This is a genomic window from Armatimonadota bacterium, from assembly GCA_031459715.1.
GTDB lineage: Bacteria > Sysuimicrobiota > Sysuimicrobiia > Sysuimicrobiales > Humicultoraceae > Humicultor > Humicultor tengchongensis.
The window spans coordinates 1-14,547 of the sequence record JAVKIA010000003.1; the positions used below are offsets into that span (position 1 = coordinate 1).

A 14,547-nucleotide genomic window follows, 5' to 3' on the forward strand; every position below is an offset into this window, starting at 1 on the left:
CCGGCTCTGCGCGCGGTCTGGCGCCACCGGGTCAACGCCGTGCGGGGCGGGCTGGTCGGGCTGATCTCTGGGGTGCTGCCGGGTGCGGGCGCGGACATCGGCGCCTGGCTGGCCTACGGGGTGGCCAAGCGCTTCTCCAGGGAGCCGAGGAAATTCGGCCGGGGATCGATGGAAGCCATCGTCGAAGCGGGGGTGGCCAACAACTCCGACCTGGCCGCCGAGTGGATCCCCACCCTGGTCTTCGGCATCCCCGGCGACGCCTTCACCGCCGTCGTCCTGGGGATTCTGATGATGAAGGGGATGCGCCCGGGCCCGGCCATCCTGCACAACTACGCCGATGTCCTGGTGGCCGTCTACATCACCTTCATCCTGGCCAACCTGCTCATGGTCCCCCTGGGGTTCCTGGCCATCCGCGCCAGCAGCCAGATGGTGCGCCTGCCGCGTAACGTGCTGGTCCCGGCCATCCTCATGATGTGCGTGGTGGGGGCATATGCCATCAACAACAGCCTCTTCGACGTGGGGCTGATGCTGGGTATGGGCATCCTGGGCTTCATCCTGGAGGCGATGGAGTTTCCGGTGGCGCCCATCGTCCTGGGGCTGGTGCTCGGTCCGCTCCTGGAGCAGAACTTCATGATCAGCCTGATCAAGAGCGAGGGTCATCTCCTCCTCTTCTTCAGCCGTCCGGTGAGCGTGGCCCTGGGCGTCCTCACCATTGGGGTGTGGCTCCTGCCGCTGGCCACGCTGGCCTGGCGGCTGTTGCGGCGCCGCAAGGCCGCCCCGGAGCCCGCTGCTGAGGGTTAACGGCCCGCCGGAGCGCAATCTCTGGCCGCGGCCATCACGCTCTCATCAGGCACAGGTGCACCGGGCATAGGAGGGAGGCGATGTTCGACCGGATGAAGAGGGAAGCGATGTTCGACCGGACGAAGCTGCGCGGCGTCGTCGTTCCCGCGGTGACCCCCTTCGAGGACGACGGGTGCACCGTGAGCGAACCGGGGGTGCACCAACTGGTCGAGTTCCTCGTCGAGCAGGGCATCCACGGGATCTTCGTGGCCGGCACCACCGGGGAGGCGCCCGCCCTCGACGACCTGCAGTGGCGTCGCCTGGTGCAGGCCGCCAGCAAGGCCCTGCGTGGTCGGGTTCCGCTTCTCGCGGGTGTCATCGCCCCCACCACGGCCCTGGCCGCGGCGCGGGCCCGCCAGGCGGCCGACCTGGGTGCAGACGTGGTGGTGGCCACCACGCCCTACTACTACCTGCCCACGCAGCGCGAGCTTCTGGGCCACTTCCAGGCCATCGCCCGGGCCACGCCGCTGCCGGTCCTGCTCTACAACATCCCCCAGAACACCAAAGTGCCCATCGGCCTGGCGGCTTGCCGGGAGCTGGCCGGCCTGGGGCAGATCGTGGGCTTGAAGGACTCCGCGGGAAACGTCACCGAGTTCCGCCAGGCCGTCACCGCGCTGCGTGCCGGTGGGCGCGACTTCCGCATGTTCCTGGGCACCGATCACCTGACGGATGTGGCGGTGCTGGTGGGGGCGCAGGGCACGGTGCCCTCGCTGGGCAATGTGGCCGGGCGGGAGTTGGTGGCGGCCTTCGAGGCGGCAGAGGCCGGCGACTGGGCGCGCAGCGCGCGCCACCAGGAGCGGGCAGCCGCCCTGGCCCGCATCTACGACGTGCGGGGGGAGATCCACCAGACGGGGATCATCGTCGGGCTGAAGTGCGCGCTGACCCTGCTGGGGATTCCCGCGGGCCCGCCGGCACCGCCCGCACTGCCGCCGACCGGCGAAGAGGTACGGCAAGTAGAAGCGATCCTTCGGGAGGGCGGGCTGCTCCCGTGAAGCCAGAGGTCGTCACGGCCGGCGATGCCATGCTCCGCCGCTCCCCGGAGGTCGTCACCATCGGTGAGACCATGCTCCGCTTTACCCCGGAGTCCGGACAGAGCCTGGAGCAGGCTGACACTTACCGGGTGGACGCTGGCGGGGCCGAGTCCAACGTGGCCGTGGCGCTGGCGCGCCTGGGCCGGCGGAGCGCTTGGATCTCCTGCCTGCCTTCCACCCCTCTGGGCCGACGCATCGCCTCCCGCATCGCCAGCCATGGAGTGGACATCTCGCGCGTGATCTGGACTCCCCAGGGCAGGCTCGGGCTCTGGTTCCTGGAGCCCCCTGTGCCCCCGCGTCCAGGCCGGGCCTACTACGACCGCGCAGGATCTGCGTTCAGCCAGATCGACCCCGACGAGGTGGACTGGGCCTTCGTCCGCTCAGCGCGCTGGCTCCACCTGACGGGGATCACCCCGGCCCTCAGCGCCGGTTGCCGCGCGCTGGTAGGGCGGGCGCTCGACGAGGTTGCCGGCACGGCGCTCACCGTCTCCTTCGACGTGAATTACCGGGCTCGGCTGTGGCCGCCGGAGCAGGCGCGGGAGGTCCTGGAGCCGGTGCTGCACCGTGTGGAGGTCATCTTCTGTCCCCTGCGGGACGCCCGCACTGTGTTCGGCGAGACCGCTGAGGCTGAGGAGGTGGCCTCCCGGTGGGCACAGCGGTATGGCGCCCGCGTGGTGGTGATCACGGCGGGGGAGGCGGGTGCCGTGGCCTTTGACGGATCCCTGCACCGGGTGGCCAGGCGCTATCCGGTGCAGGCCGTCGACCCGGTGGGGAGAGGAGACGCCTTCGTCGCCGGCTTCATCGGCGGCTATCTGGAAGGCGGCACGCCCACGGCGCTGGAATGGGCTGCGGCCCTGGCGGCGCTCAAACAGACCTACGCCGGCGACCTGGTCTGGTGCACCCGGGAGGACCTGCTGGACGTGATCGTGCAGGGGGATGACGGGATTCGCAGGTAGCATTCCCCCTGCCACTACTGACCCGCATGCTCCTCGTCAGTAGGGGTAGCGGCATTGTGTCATCCCGAAAGTGTATCATGATTGCACTGCACGACTTCCTTGAACCTCATCGGCGATTCGCCCGGTGAGTCGCGGCGCGCAGCCGGACGGGCAGGAGCATGGGGGTCCGGCTGGCATATGCCCGGTAGGCGTCGCCGAACTCCTGGGCCAGATAGGCCTCCTCGCGCCGGGAGAGACGGTAGTACAGGACCAACAGGACCGGCCACATCACCAGTCCCGGAAGAGTAGGCCAGTGGACCAGCCACCCGGCCGTCACCAGCAGGACGCCCAGGTACTGCGGATGGCGCAGGTAGCGGTAGACCCCGCCCGTCGCCAGCGATCCCCGGGCGCGGTAGACCTCCCGCCAGCCGAGCACAACCAGAAGCACGCCCACAGCGCTGACGATCGACCCCAGGGGCATCCCGACCCGATACATGTAGAGCATGAACTGGCGCTCGAAGAGCGTCAGGCCGAGAGCCGTGGACAGAAAGTAGGCCGTCAGCGGAAACCCGAACATCTCGGCGAACAGGGAGACGACGAAGGCGGCGTAGATGCCGTGGGTGCGCCAGTCCCGCCGCAGCCGCACCGGGATCAGCCCCAGGAAGGCCAGGAAGACCGCCACCGAGCCGACGACAAGGCCCCAGCGGCCCCGGGAGATGACCAGCATGTCGTCATGCATTCGTCCCTGCGTCAGCAGGATCAGCGAGTGCCCCGCACCAATGAACAGAAAGGCGACCGCCAGCGCAGCACCGCCAAACGCCACAGCGTTGGCCATCGTCCTTCCGGTCAGACGGTCCTCGATCTGCATGTCCTGCTCCCTGGATGACGTAGCCACAACCGTCTTCTCCGCTCCTGACGGTTCACCCCTCCCGTGGTCAGGAACCAATGTAGGCGCGCCTGACCAGCACATTGCCGCTCAGCTCCTGTGCGGATCCGGCAAGCACGATGCGGCCGTTCTCCAATACGTAAGCTCGGTGTGCCAGGCGGAGGGCCACCTCCACGTTCTGCTCGACCAACAAGAGAGTCACGCCTGCCTCGTTGAGGGCGCGGATGGCCCTAGCCACCTCCCGCACCACGTAGGGAGCCAGGCCCATGGAGGGCTCGTCCAGCAAAAGCAGGGCCGGTTGGGCCATCAGGGCCCGGGCTATGGCAAGCATCTGCTGCTCTCCGCCCGAGAGGCTGCCGGCTCGCTGCTGTCGCCGTTCCCGCAGGAGGGGAAAGAGCGCGTAGGTGCGTTCCAGGTCGGCGGAGAGGTCTCTGTTACGGGTATAGGCCCCCATCTCCAGGTTCTCCAGAACGGTCATCTCAGGGAAGAGCTTGCGCCCCTCAGGGCAATGGGCAATGCCCAGGCGCACGATGGCCTCAGCAGGGAGCCGGGTGATGTCGCGGCCATGGAAGGTGATGCTCCCTTCGCGGGGGTGGACGAGACCTGAGATTGCTCGCAGCGTGGTGGACTTCCCCGCGCCGTTGCTGCCGAGGATGGCGACGATCTCCCCCGCCCCCACGTCGAGGGAGATCTCCTGGAGCGCACGGACACGACCGTAGTAGACCGTGAGCTCCCGCAGCGCCAGTAGCGGCGGTCGCTGCGGAGGCGAGGAGGAGTTAGGCCCGCCGTGAGGTGACATCGCCAGCTACAGGATGCCGTCGCCGCCCAGGTATGTGGCGATTACGGCAGGGTCAGCGCGCACCGTCGCCGGTGGTCCTTCCGCCAGCTTCTCCCCGTGGTGCATTACGACCATCCGGTCGCAGTGCCTCATGAGCGTGTTCATGTGGTGGTCAATGAGGAGCACGGTAACGCCGCGCCCGCGGATGCGGTGGATCAATGCCATCGTGCTGTCAGCCTCCGCGGGATTCATCCCGGAGAAAGGCTCGTCTAGCATAAGGAGTTCGGGCGCCGCTGCCAGCGCAATCGCGATCCCCAGCACTCGCTGGTCTCCATAGGGCAGCTCCTCACCCCGGCGCGTCCGCTGGTCCCGCAGTCCGGTGAAGGCCAGCACCTCCTCCACGCGGGGACCGACCGCAGCGTGTGCATCCATTCCGCGTCCCAAGAGCGTGCGGCGGAGACCGCCGGGTTCGTGGAGGTGGCAGCCGATGGCCACGTTCTCCTCGACGGTAAGGTGGCCGAAGACCCTGGTCTGCTGGAACGTACGCACAATGCCGATCCGGGCTAGGGAAGGAGTCGGCAGTCCGGTGATGTCACGCCCCTTGAACAGCACTCGGCCTCCGCTCGGCCGGATAAAGCCGCTGATCACATTGAACGTCGTGGTCTTGCCCGCGCCGTTCGGGCCGACCAGGCCAAGAATCTCTCCCTGGATGACGCGGAAGGACAGGTCGCTTACGGCACGGAATCCGCCGAAGCGGACGCTCAGGTTCTGGACCTCCAGTATAGTCTGACGACTTAGGTTCACGTGGGCCACCTAGCCATCAGGTCCCTCCACCCACCCACGAGACCTCTCGGGAGGAACGCAATGCTGGCGATGAGGAAGATGCCGAAGACGATCTCTGCCAGCACCGGTGAGAGGTTGCGCAGTATATCGCGCAGGACGGTGAGGAGGATCGGACCCACCAGCGGTCCCGCCGGTGTGCCGGCGCCACCCACCAGGTTCATGACGAAGAGGTCGAAGGAAGCAACAAACGTGAAGATCTCCGGGCTAAGAAACGTCGTGTAGTGCGCGTAGAGCGAGCCCGCAAGACCGGCGAAAGTCGTGCTGACCACGAAGACAAGGACCTTGTACCTGTGGGTGACAACGCCCACCGTCATGGCCAGGTCCTCGTCCTCCCGGATGGCCACCAGAGCCCTCCCCATCCGCGACCGAGCAACGCGGCTGCGCACCCAGAGCACGAAGACGACAACTACCAGGACGAGGTAGTAGTACCCGACCTTGGACTGGAAGGTGTTGAGGGTGTAGGTACCGAGTCCGGGCAGGTGGATCTTCGCGAATGGGATCCCCGGCAGGCCCATCGGACCTCTGGTCAGCCGCACCAAACTCGTGAACAGAAGGGTGAGGATGATGCCGAAAACGAAGGTGACCAGCGCGAAGTAGTGTCCCCGCAGCCGCAGCGAAGGGTAGCCGATGAAGAGCCCCGCAACCGCTGCGGCTGCCGCTGCACCGAGGAGGGCGAGGGGGAAAGGCAACCCGCCGCGCATCACCAGCAGCGCAGATGTGTAGGCTCCGACCCCCCAGAAGCCCGCATGGCCCAGGGAGATCAGCCCGGTTTGCCCGATGAGGAGATCGAGGCTCGCCACCAGGATGATGTTGATGGCGATGAGGACCAGCAGGTTCTGGTGCGCCACGCTCCGCAACCCCAGCGGCAGAAGGGCCGCCACGCCTGTGAGACCGGCCGGCATCCACGCACGGATGCGGGTGCGCGGCCGGGGGGAGGCCAGGATGGCGCTAGGGTTCACGGGAATCTCCCCCCACCGTGTCTCAGGTCGCCGCCGGGCGCCCCAGCAGACCCTGGGGGCGGAGGAAGAGGATAAGGATCATCAGGGCAAAAGCGACCAGGTCGGCGAACTCCGCCGCCAGATATGCGGCGGTGAAGGTCTCAGCCAGGCCGATGATGAGGGCCCCCACGATCGCTCCGGGGACGCTCCCCATACCACCGAAGATGACGATGGCGAAGGACTTGAGGATGACTACCGCGCCGATGTGAGGGTCGAACGCCCGCATGGGAGAGACAAGGGCGCCAGCGGCACCTGCCAGCGATCCCGCCACGGCAAAGGCCAGCAGCGCTATGCGCTCCCCGCTGATGCCCACCAGCCGCGCCGCTTCGGGATTCTGGGCGGTCGCCCGTAGGGCCTTGCCGGGCTTGGTATGCCGGAGGAAGATCCACACCGAGCCGATCAGAATTGCGGTGGCCACCATGACGAAAAGCTGGTGGTAGGTCACAATGACGCCGCTTATCTCCAGCTTGGCGTCACCGAACGGGGAATGGATGAGACGAAAGTCACCTCCGAACGCCCAGAGCGCAGCGTTCTGCAGAATCAGGAGGATCCCCAGAGCGGCGATGAAGGTCGTCGCGCCGCCGTGCCGATGCAACGGTCGATAGACTACAGCGTCGTTCAGGACACCCAGGCCCGCGATGAGGAGCATGGCTAGCGGGATTGAGAGGAAGTAGCTCCCCACCAGACGGGTGAAGAAGAAGGAAACGTAGGCACCCAGCATGTAGAGCGCACCCTGGGCAAAATCGGCCACGTGCATCACGCCAAAGATCAGCGTGAGGCCCAACGCCACCAGGGCGTAGAGGCCGCTGAGGAAGAGGCCGTTGACCGCGTACTGCAGGAACGTCGCTGCGTCCGTCGTCGTCACCTGCCCACAAAGCCATTCCTCGCCCCGGAGCCCGCTGCGCGTGCAGGACGCCCATGGCAGGGGCTCCGGGGCGCAGCCATGGTGCCCGCGTCCTCTAGCGCCGGGGGCAGAGGTCCGCCGACGTCAGCACCACCGGTGGCTTCCCAGAGAACTCCCTGTCCACCAGCAGCGTCCGCCTCCCTTCCGCGTACGTGCCGACCCCGACCCGCACGTCTGCCTGGCCGCAGGAGAGAAATCCGTACGACCCTAGCGGCAGCTCAAACTTCTCCCCGGAGAGGATGCGGCGCACGACCGCTGAAGCCTCCGTAGTGCCCGCGCGCTCGATGGCCTGCTGTAAGAGGTAAATGGTGCCCCACCCCCAGCCGTTGTTTCGGGTGGCCCGCTTCTTGAAGTTATTGAGGAACGTGAGGCTCATCGTCCGGGCCATAGTCTCGGGTTCGGTACGGGTGAACCGCCGCGGGTCCACGCCGTCGTCATAGACCCACGGAAAGAAGAAGCCGTTGGCGCGTGCCCCTACCGCCTCCTGGTAGGCCACATCCTCCAGCAGATCGCTGCCGTAGAATCCCTGGGTCAGCCCCAGTTCGCGGAACTGCAGGGAGATGCCGATCATCTCCCCCACGAGACCGATGGCCACGATGGCGTCAGCCCCAGAGCCGCGCGCCTTGGTCAGGAGCGTCCGGAAGTCCGTCGTCCCGGGGAAGGCGTAGAACTCCGGCTCGGCCACGAAGCGTCCGCCCAGCCGCTCCAACGTCGCACGGAACTCGGTGATCATCGACCTCCCGAAGTCGGTGTTCTGGGCCATGGCGAAGAAACGCCGGTGGTTGTTCACCATGGCGGCATATTTGGCCAGCGGTGCCATCTCCACCTTGGCCTGCGGGCCCAGACGGACGGAGAGGACGGCGTTGGCCTTTTCCCTCGCCGCGCCGGTCAGGTCCGTGGCGAAGGCGTAGATCACCTGCGGAATGCCGGCCTGGGCGAAGATCGGCTGCATCGCCAGGGCCGCTGAGCTGCAGAAGCTACCGGCAGCGAAATCTACCCGCCGGGCTACCAGGCGGTTGGCCGCCTCGGTCCCACCCGCAGGGCTGCAGCGGTCGTCTTCAAACACCAGCTCCATTCGCACGCGCTGGTTGCCCACGCGGACCCCGCCGGCATCGTTAATAATCTTGGCTGCGACCTCAGCGCCTTCCCGGGACTCGGTGCCCTCGCGTGCTGCCGCTCCGGTGAGCGGCAGGGCAAACCCGATGGTCACGCGGTCCGGCAGTGGCGCTGCAGCCCCCGGGCTCAGGCCAGCCGTCAGCACGACGGCAACCAGCACCGGGATAGCAAGCCTCCCTTTCAGACGTACCGCCCTCCGTTCCAGCATCGACTCACCCCCCCTAGGGTATTGCTGTCGTTTCGCGCGTCTCCGTGTGCACAGGGCGGCGGACGTACTGGCCCGTCCGCTGGCCGATGACCCGTCCGTCAGCAAAGACCACCCGCCCGCGGAGGATCGTATGCGTCGGCCAACCGCGCACCCGCATCCCCGCAAACGGGGTGAAGTCCTGCGCCGAATGCAGCACCTCTGGCGCGACCACCTGCTCCCGCTCCAGGTCAATGATCGTTAGGTCGGCGTCGCTGCCGGGGGCGATCGTCCCCTTGCGCGGGTACAGGGCGAAAGCTCGCGCCGAATTGGCGCTGAGGAGCTCCGCGATTCGCCCGGCCGGCAGCCCACGGCGGTGCAACCCCTCGGATATCAGGTAGGGGTAGAGCAGAGCCGTGCCGCCAAATCCGGGCAGGGCCCGCCACAGGTCCTCGCCCTTCTGCTCCTCGAAGCAGCAGGCATGGTCGCTGACCACTGTGTCGATCGTTCCGTCCACGAGCGCCTGCCACAGGGCCTGCCGATCCGCCTCCTCGCGGATGGGCGGGTTAACCTTGCCCCGGATTCCGCCAGCGGTCTCGTAGGTGAGCGCCAGGTGGTGGACGGTGGTCTCCAGGCGCACGTCCAGATGCGGATATCCTCGCTTGGCCGCATCCGCCGCGGTCACCGCCTCGCGGCTGGACAGATGCAGCAGGTTGATGGGGCAGCGGGCGACGTCGGCCAGCAGCACGGCCTCGGCCATGGAGAGACGCTCCGATAGAGGTGGCCGCGCCCGATGATAGGCCTCCAGCCCCTTCAGCCTAGCCCGTCTGACCTGCTCGATGAAGACGCGGAGCAGCTCGGCGTGCTCGCAGTGCAGGCTGAGCGACACACGTCCTCGTTGGCCGTAACGCTGGGCCTGTTGAGCTACCTGCTGCATCAGCAAATAGAGGTGGCCCAGGTCGTACGTGTCCGCCATGGTGTACTCGCTGGCGCGTGTGCTGTCCGCGGTCAGGTTTAGCCCTTTGTAGAACATGTAGTACTTGAAGGAAGCCACCCCCTGGTCGGCGACCAGCCACTCCACCTCGTCCAGTTGCTGCTCCGTCATGATAGCTATGTGGTACCCGTAGTCCGTGTAGGCGCGGCCCTCAGTCATCGCCAGGACCTCCGGCAGAATCTGCCGGTAGGGCCCGCTCTTGTTGAGGTAGTGCTGTCCCGTGCGAAAGTAGCTGATAACGGTGGTGACGCCACCGGTCAGTGCGGAACGGGTCTCGCTCTCCGCGTCCTCCCCTAGCGGACGATAGATCCCCAGGTGGAAGTGGGAGTCCACGGCACCGGGGAAGACCAGGCGGCCGCGGGCATCCAGGATCTCCTCCGCCTGCGCCGGATCGATGGCATCGGCCAGGGCGGCGATTCTCCCGTCGCGGATCCCGACATCGCAGCGCAGGGTGCCCGTGTAGGGGATCACCACCGTGCCGTTCAGAATGGCCAGCTCATACCGTCGCACTGCTTACCCCCCCTAGGCGCCGCATGGCGGCGGAATCATGCGCGTCCGGGTGCCACCTTACTCCTCTGGCATATAGCGGCGCTCCAGATCCTGATAGGCCCGCAGGTCTACCAGGTCGTTGAGTTCGTGAAATGAAAGCATTTCGTTAAGCAGGTCTGCCGTCGTCCCATCGCGCCGCAGCGTCTCCATCAGGCGGATGACGGCGGCGGCGGCCATGCGCACGGCAGCATTGGGGAATATGACCAGGCGGTAGCCCATCTCTTCCAGTTCGTCCGCCGTGCACAGCGGCGTGACCCCGCCCTCTACCATGTTGGCCATGAGCGGGCCCTCCAGCGCCCGGGCGATCGCCCGCAGTTCGTCCCGGCTACGCGGCGCCTCCACGAACAAGACATCCGCCCCCGCCTGCCGGTAGCGACGTGCCCGCTTCAGGGCCCCCTCCAGACCCTCTGCCGCCAGCGCGTCTGTGCGGGCGATGATGACCAGTGCGGGATCTGTACGGGCATCCACGGCGGCCTCGACCTTGCCCACCATCTCCTCGGCCGGGATTACCCGTTTGCCGGCCAGGTGGCCACAGCGCTTGGGATGCACCTGATCCTCCAGCTGCACTGCAGCCGCACCCGCCTGCTCCAGCTCCTTCACCGTCCGGCGCACGTTCAGAGCGTTGCCGTAGCCGTCGTCCGCGTCGACGATCACCGGCAGGCTGGTAGCGGCAGCCACCGCGGTGACGCGCCAAACTGTCTCGGTCAGGCCGACGAGTCCGATGTCCGGAGCACCGAGATGCGTATACGCCATCCCGGCCCCCGTGAAGTAGACGGCCTCGAAGCCGACATGCTCGATGATCCGAGCGGTGAGGGCATCGGGGGCGCCGGGTGCCACCAAGATCCCGTCCTGAGCGAGCCGCCTGCGCAGCCTCGCAGCCGGGCGCATGTCTATGCTCTCCCTCCGGCGCGGGCCAGGCGGGCTCGAGTGTAAGCGATGATCCCCCCATAGGTCAGGATCTCCTGCGAGGTACCGGTGAGATTCAGGATCGGCAGGGTCTGGCCGGTGCGGAGGTCAGTAAGGATGCGGGCGTGCAGGTTCAGCCGCAGGCGATCCCCGGCGGCAATGCCGGAGGTATCGGCGACGATAGCCGCCGGCAGGCCGTGGTTGATAGCATTGCGGAAGAAGATACGCGCGAAGGAGCGGGCTACGACTGCGCTGATCCCAACCTGCTTCAGACAGATCACGGCAGCCTCGCGGCTGCTGCCGGCTCCGAAGTTGGCCCCGGCGACCACAAAATCTCCCGGGCGCACCTGCTGGGCGAAGGTCTCGTCCACTCCAGCCATCGCATACCGCCCCGCCTCCTCCAGGGGGCGGTCGAGAAACCGGCCGGGGAAGATGTCGTCAGTGGTTACGTGGTCGCCGAAGACCCAGGCCTGTCCCTCCAGGATCTCCATGAGTATCCCCCTCGGTCCCTCACAGGAATGCCCTCGGATCGGTCAGGCGCCCAGTAATCGCCGAGGCCGCCACAGTGAGCGGAGAGGCCAGGTAGATCTCCGCGCTGCGATGCCCCATCCGGCCGGGGGTGTTGCGCGTGACGGTGGCCACGCACCGCTCATTGGGTCCGAGCACGCCGGAGTGCAGCCCGGCGCAGGCCCCGCACCCAGGAGCCTGAATGATCGCCCCTGCCTCGATCAGCACCTGAAGTGTGCCGTCCCGCATGCACTCCCGCATCGCCCGCTGCGTGGCCGGTGTGACCACCAGCGGCACCTGTGCCTGCCTCCCCCTCAGAATCCTGGCGGCTTCCCGCAGATCGTGGGCCTTGCCTCCGGCACACGAGCCAATGTAGGCGCGCTCCACCGGCAGGCCCTCAAGCGCCGCCACTGGCTGCACCTGATCGACTCCGGGCGGCGCCGCCACCAGCGGCACGATGTCGGAAGTCCGGAAAGAGTACGTCGCTTCATACGAGGCATCGCCGGGACGCGGTGCATGGCTCTCCGCTTCGAGCCTTGTGGCGATGATTCCATTCTTCGCTCCCATCTCGATGGCCTGATTGGTGAGAACCGCCCGCTCGTCCAGGTCCAGTCCCTCCACCGCCTCACCGGCGTACTCCACCGTCCGGTAGATGGCGAAGTCGGCGCGCAGCTCCCGAAGCACGGTCATGGCCAGGTCTCTCGCCGTCAGGTAGGGCGGCATCGGATCCTCGAAACGGATGAGGATGGTCGCGGGAACGCGCAGCCAGATCTGCCCCGTGGCCAGGACGGTGGCGATCTCTGTCGCGCCGACACCCACCGCCACTGCCCCGACGGCACCTGCAGTGCAGGTGTGGGAGTCGGCGCCCACGATCAGCATCCCCGGCCGGGCGAGCCCCTCCTCCAGCAGCAGGTTGTGCATCACTCCCTGGCTGTCGAAGAAGTGCTCGATTCCGTTGGTCTTCGCCCAGGCGCGGGTGATAGCCAGGATCTCCGCGTGGGTCGGGTTAGCCGGCGGGGTGAAGTGGTCGACAGCCAGAACGACCCGTCCGGGGTCCCACACGCGGCCCCCAAGCTCCTGCATGAGCAAAGCGATCCGCCGGGGGCCCGAGGAGTCGTGCATCACGGCCAGGTCCACCTCGGCCCAGACCTCATCGCCCGGCGTCACGGCCTCACGCCCCGCACAGCGAGCGATGACCTTTTCCGTCAGCGTCATCAGCCGCGTCCACTCCCCGTTGGCCGCGCAGCCGTCTGGCCGCCGGCCATCATCGGGCTAAGCAGTACCACAGTCATGTGCGTGTTCTCGGCCAACGCGCAATCCAGCTCCGGATTGGCCACGTCGTTCACCGATATCAGGATCGCTTCGGCTGGCGCGCCGGACTCAGCGAGCGCGAGACTAGCCAAGGCGTCGTGCCGCCGGCAGACCTCCGCCAGAACCGCGCGCAGCGTCGCTTCCGGCGGCATGGTCAGCACTTCCTCCCTCACCCCGGCCCGCCGCTCCAGGATGCCCAGGTACCGCACGAGCACCACCGGCACGGGCCACCCTCTCTACGGACTCTCGGGCGCGGGCCGAGCCCCGATCCGCAAGGCCACCATCTTGCCGGAGAAAGCCGCGGTCAGGGTGCAGAAAGCGGTCAGCGCGGCGAGCCAGGCTCCGGCGGTGCCGTCGGTCAGGAGCGCGGCGCTCCCCAGGATGAGCGTCCCGGCGATCCCGGCAGCGCGCACGCCCCAGCGGTCGAATACCCCCGCGCCGGCCTCCAGGCCCTCCCGCGCCGCGGCGAGTCCGGGATCGGCACTGGCCAGGGCGCGCGTGCGGTGGACCAGCAGGACGAGTCGGATGAGTGCAAATGCCATGAGCAGGGCGAGGGGCCAGGGCTTCCCCGGTTCCGCCAGGTTAAGCAGGGCGACTGCCCCCGTGCCGGTGCTCTGTAAGCCAAGAAGCGTGATCACCGCTGTCCCCGCCGCTAGGCCATCAACCAGGAACTCCACCGGCAGCCGCCAGCCCGACCAGGCTGGCACTGCCTGGTATGATCCCATGGCCAGCGCGGGATAGGTGATCACCAGAAGCGCGGCGGATGCGCTCAGCGCGGTCGCCAGTGGCAGCACTCCGGCCGCGCCCGCCGGTACGGAGAGCACCGCCATGGTCGCGATCAACACGAAGTCGGCAAGCGCCCCGCGGCTGAGCCAGGACCCGCGCACATTGCGGAGGGCCAGCAGGAACCGGTGAGGTCGGCCAAGGTGTGCCACGAGCACCAGTCCCCCCAGGACCACCAGAGCCAGGGCGAGCATCCTGATCAGGCTCAGACCCCATGCCCGCGTGTCGACTCGCAGGAGCAACGAGGCCAGGTGCAGCCCGCCGCCGGCACCCAGCGCCAGGTACTCGACGGCATGCGAGAGGCCCCAGATCCGCTGCGGCCGGTACGGAAGCACAGGTGTTGGGGAGGAACGATGAGGGTATGAGGGCCGCAGCCCACGGGTGGTATAGCGGACGCCCGGCGCGGCAAATGACACCCCGGCCAGGACGACGGTAAGCTCGCCGGCCAAGCGCAGCGAGATCTCGCTGTGGGGGTCGTCTAGGTCGCCGAAGATCCTGCTGTCCGTGGGACAGACATCCACGCAGGCGGGCCGCCGTCCGCTCTCGATGCGGGAAGTGCACAGGTCGCACTTCTGCGCTGTCCCGGGCTGCATACGCGCCAGCTTCATCTTCTCGAACGGTGTCGGTAGGCCGTAGTAGTAAGTCGGACGGGCGTAGAAGCGGATGGCGCCGAACGGACATGCCAGTTCGCAAGCCCGGCTGCCGCAGCATCTTGCCGCGTCGATGCGCACGATCCCATCCGGACGCCGGGCTATGGCTCCGGAGGGACAGGCCCGCACGCACGGAGGGTTGTCGCAGTGCATGCACAGCAGCGGGAGGTACAGGCGCCAGACATCCGGGTATGTCCCCACCTCCTGCTCGATCACGGGGGCGAACCAGATGCCGGGCGGAGAACCGTGCTCCACCTTACAGGCCACGGTGCAGGCCAGGCAGCCGATGCAGGTGTGGGTGTCGAGGAGCATGGCGTAGCGCGCCATCATCC

Annotated in this window: 15 protein-coding genes; 3 read left to right on the plus strand and 12 right to left on the minus strand. The window is 67.5% G+C overall.

Annotated features, from left to right (window positions below):
• The 3 genes from QN152_01840 to QN152_01850 all read left to right on the plus strand — a co-directional run.
• The coding region (locus QN152_01840; GenBank protein MDR7538262.1) for a tripartite tricarboxylate transporter permease at positions 1 to 801 on the plus strand (801 nt) is incomplete at its 5' end.
• A gap of 80 nt (positions 802 to 881) precedes the next feature.
• Positions 882 to 1,832 carry a dihydrodipicolinate synthase family protein gene (locus tag QN152_01845; GenBank protein MDR7538263.1) on the plus strand — a complete coding sequence of 317 codons (951 nt, stop codon included), beginning with the start codon at positions 882 to 884 and terminating at the stop codon, positions 1,830 to 1,832.
• On the plus strand, positions 1,829 to 2,827 hold the full coding sequence (locus QN152_01850; GenBank protein MDR7538264.1) for a sugar kinase: 999 nt from the start codon (positions 1,829 to 1,831) through the stop codon (positions 2,825 to 2,827). Before QN152_01845 ends, QN152_01850 begins: the two co-directional genes overlap by 4 nt.
• A gap of 106 nt (positions 2,828 to 2,933) precedes the next feature.
• Here the strand turns inward: QN152_01850 and QN152_01855 are convergent, their stop codons facing one another.
• The 12 genes from QN152_01855 to QN152_01910 form a co-directional block, all read right to left on the minus strand.
• The gene (locus QN152_01855) at positions 2,934 to 3,701 is read right to left on the minus strand and encodes an isoprenylcysteine carboxylmethyltransferase family protein (GenBank protein MDR7538265.1); all 768 of its coding nucleotides are present in this window, start codon (positions 3,699 to 3,701) and stop codon (positions 2,934 to 2,936) included.
• Between the two features lie 40 nt (positions 3,702 to 3,741).
• Positions 3,742 to 4,491, minus strand: a complete 750-nt coding sequence (locus QN152_01860; GenBank protein MDR7538266.1) for an ABC transporter ATP-binding protein — start codon at positions 4,489 to 4,491, stop codon at positions 3,742 to 3,744.
• 6 nt (positions 4,492 to 4,497) lie between these two features.
• Entirely contained in the window at positions 4,498 to 5,274 is a 777-nt protein-coding gene (locus QN152_01865) for an ABC transporter ATP-binding protein (protein MDR7538267.1), read from the minus strand.
• Positions 5,271 to 6,272 (minus strand): branched-chain amino acid ABC transporter permease, encoded by a 1,002-nt coding sequence (locus QN152_01870; protein ID MDR7538268.1) that lies wholly within the window; start codon positions 6,270 to 6,272, stop codon positions 5,271 to 5,273. The genes QN152_01865 and QN152_01870 overlap by 4 nt, the downstream gene beginning before the upstream one ends.
• A 22-nt stretch (positions 6,273 to 6,294) precedes the next feature.
• Positions 6,295 to 7,176, minus strand: a complete 882-nt coding sequence (locus tag QN152_01875) for a branched-chain amino acid ABC transporter permease (GenBank protein ID MDR7538269.1) — start codon at positions 7,174 to 7,176, stop codon at positions 6,295 to 6,297.
• A gap of 94 nt (positions 7,177 to 7,270) precedes the next feature.
• Positions 7,271 to 8,491, minus strand: coding sequence for an ABC transporter substrate-binding protein (locus tag QN152_01880; GenBank protein MDR7538270.1), 1,221 nt, complete (start codon positions 8,489 to 8,491; stop codon positions 7,271 to 7,273).
• Positions 8,492 to 8,552: 61 nt separating this feature from the next.
• Positions 8,553 to 10,019 carry an amidohydrolase family protein gene (locus QN152_01885; GenBank protein MDR7538271.1) on the minus strand — a complete coding sequence of 489 codons (1,467 nt, stop codon included), beginning with the start codon at positions 10,017 to 10,019 and terminating at the stop codon, positions 8,553 to 8,555.
• A 57-nt stretch (positions 10,020 to 10,076) separates the two neighbouring features.
• Positions 10,077 to 10,946: an oxaloacetate decarboxylase gene (locus QN152_01890; GenBank protein MDR7538272.1), complete on the minus strand. Its 870-nt coding sequence runs from the start codon at positions 10,944 to 10,946 to the stop codon at positions 10,077 to 10,079.
• Between the two features lie 2 nt (positions 10,947 to 10,948).
• Positions 10,949 to 11,455 carry a 3-isopropylmalate dehydratase gene (locus tag QN152_01895; GenBank protein MDR7538273.1) on the minus strand — a complete coding sequence of 169 codons (507 nt, stop codon included), beginning with the start codon at positions 11,453 to 11,455 and terminating at the stop codon, positions 10,949 to 10,951.
• 19 nt (positions 11,456 to 11,474) lie between these two features.
• Positions 11,475 to 12,686, minus strand: coding sequence for an aconitase/3-isopropylmalate dehydratase large subunit family protein (locus tag QN152_01900; protein MDR7538274.1), 1,212 nt, complete (start codon positions 12,684 to 12,686; stop codon positions 11,475 to 11,477).
• Positions 12,686 to 13,006 (minus strand): hypothetical protein, encoded by a 321-nt coding sequence (locus QN152_01905; GenBank protein MDR7538275.1) that lies wholly within the window; start codon positions 13,004 to 13,006, stop codon positions 12,686 to 12,688. The genes QN152_01900 and QN152_01905 overlap by 1 nt, the downstream gene beginning before the upstream one ends.
• Before the next feature lie 12 nt (positions 13,007 to 13,018).
• The gene (locus tag QN152_01910) at positions 13,019 to 14,545 is read right to left on the minus strand and encodes a 4Fe-4S dicluster domain-containing protein (protein ID MDR7538276.1); all 1,527 of its coding nucleotides are present in this window, start codon (positions 14,543 to 14,545) and stop codon (positions 13,019 to 13,021) included.
• Positions 14,546 to 14,547: the final 2 nt, after the last annotated feature.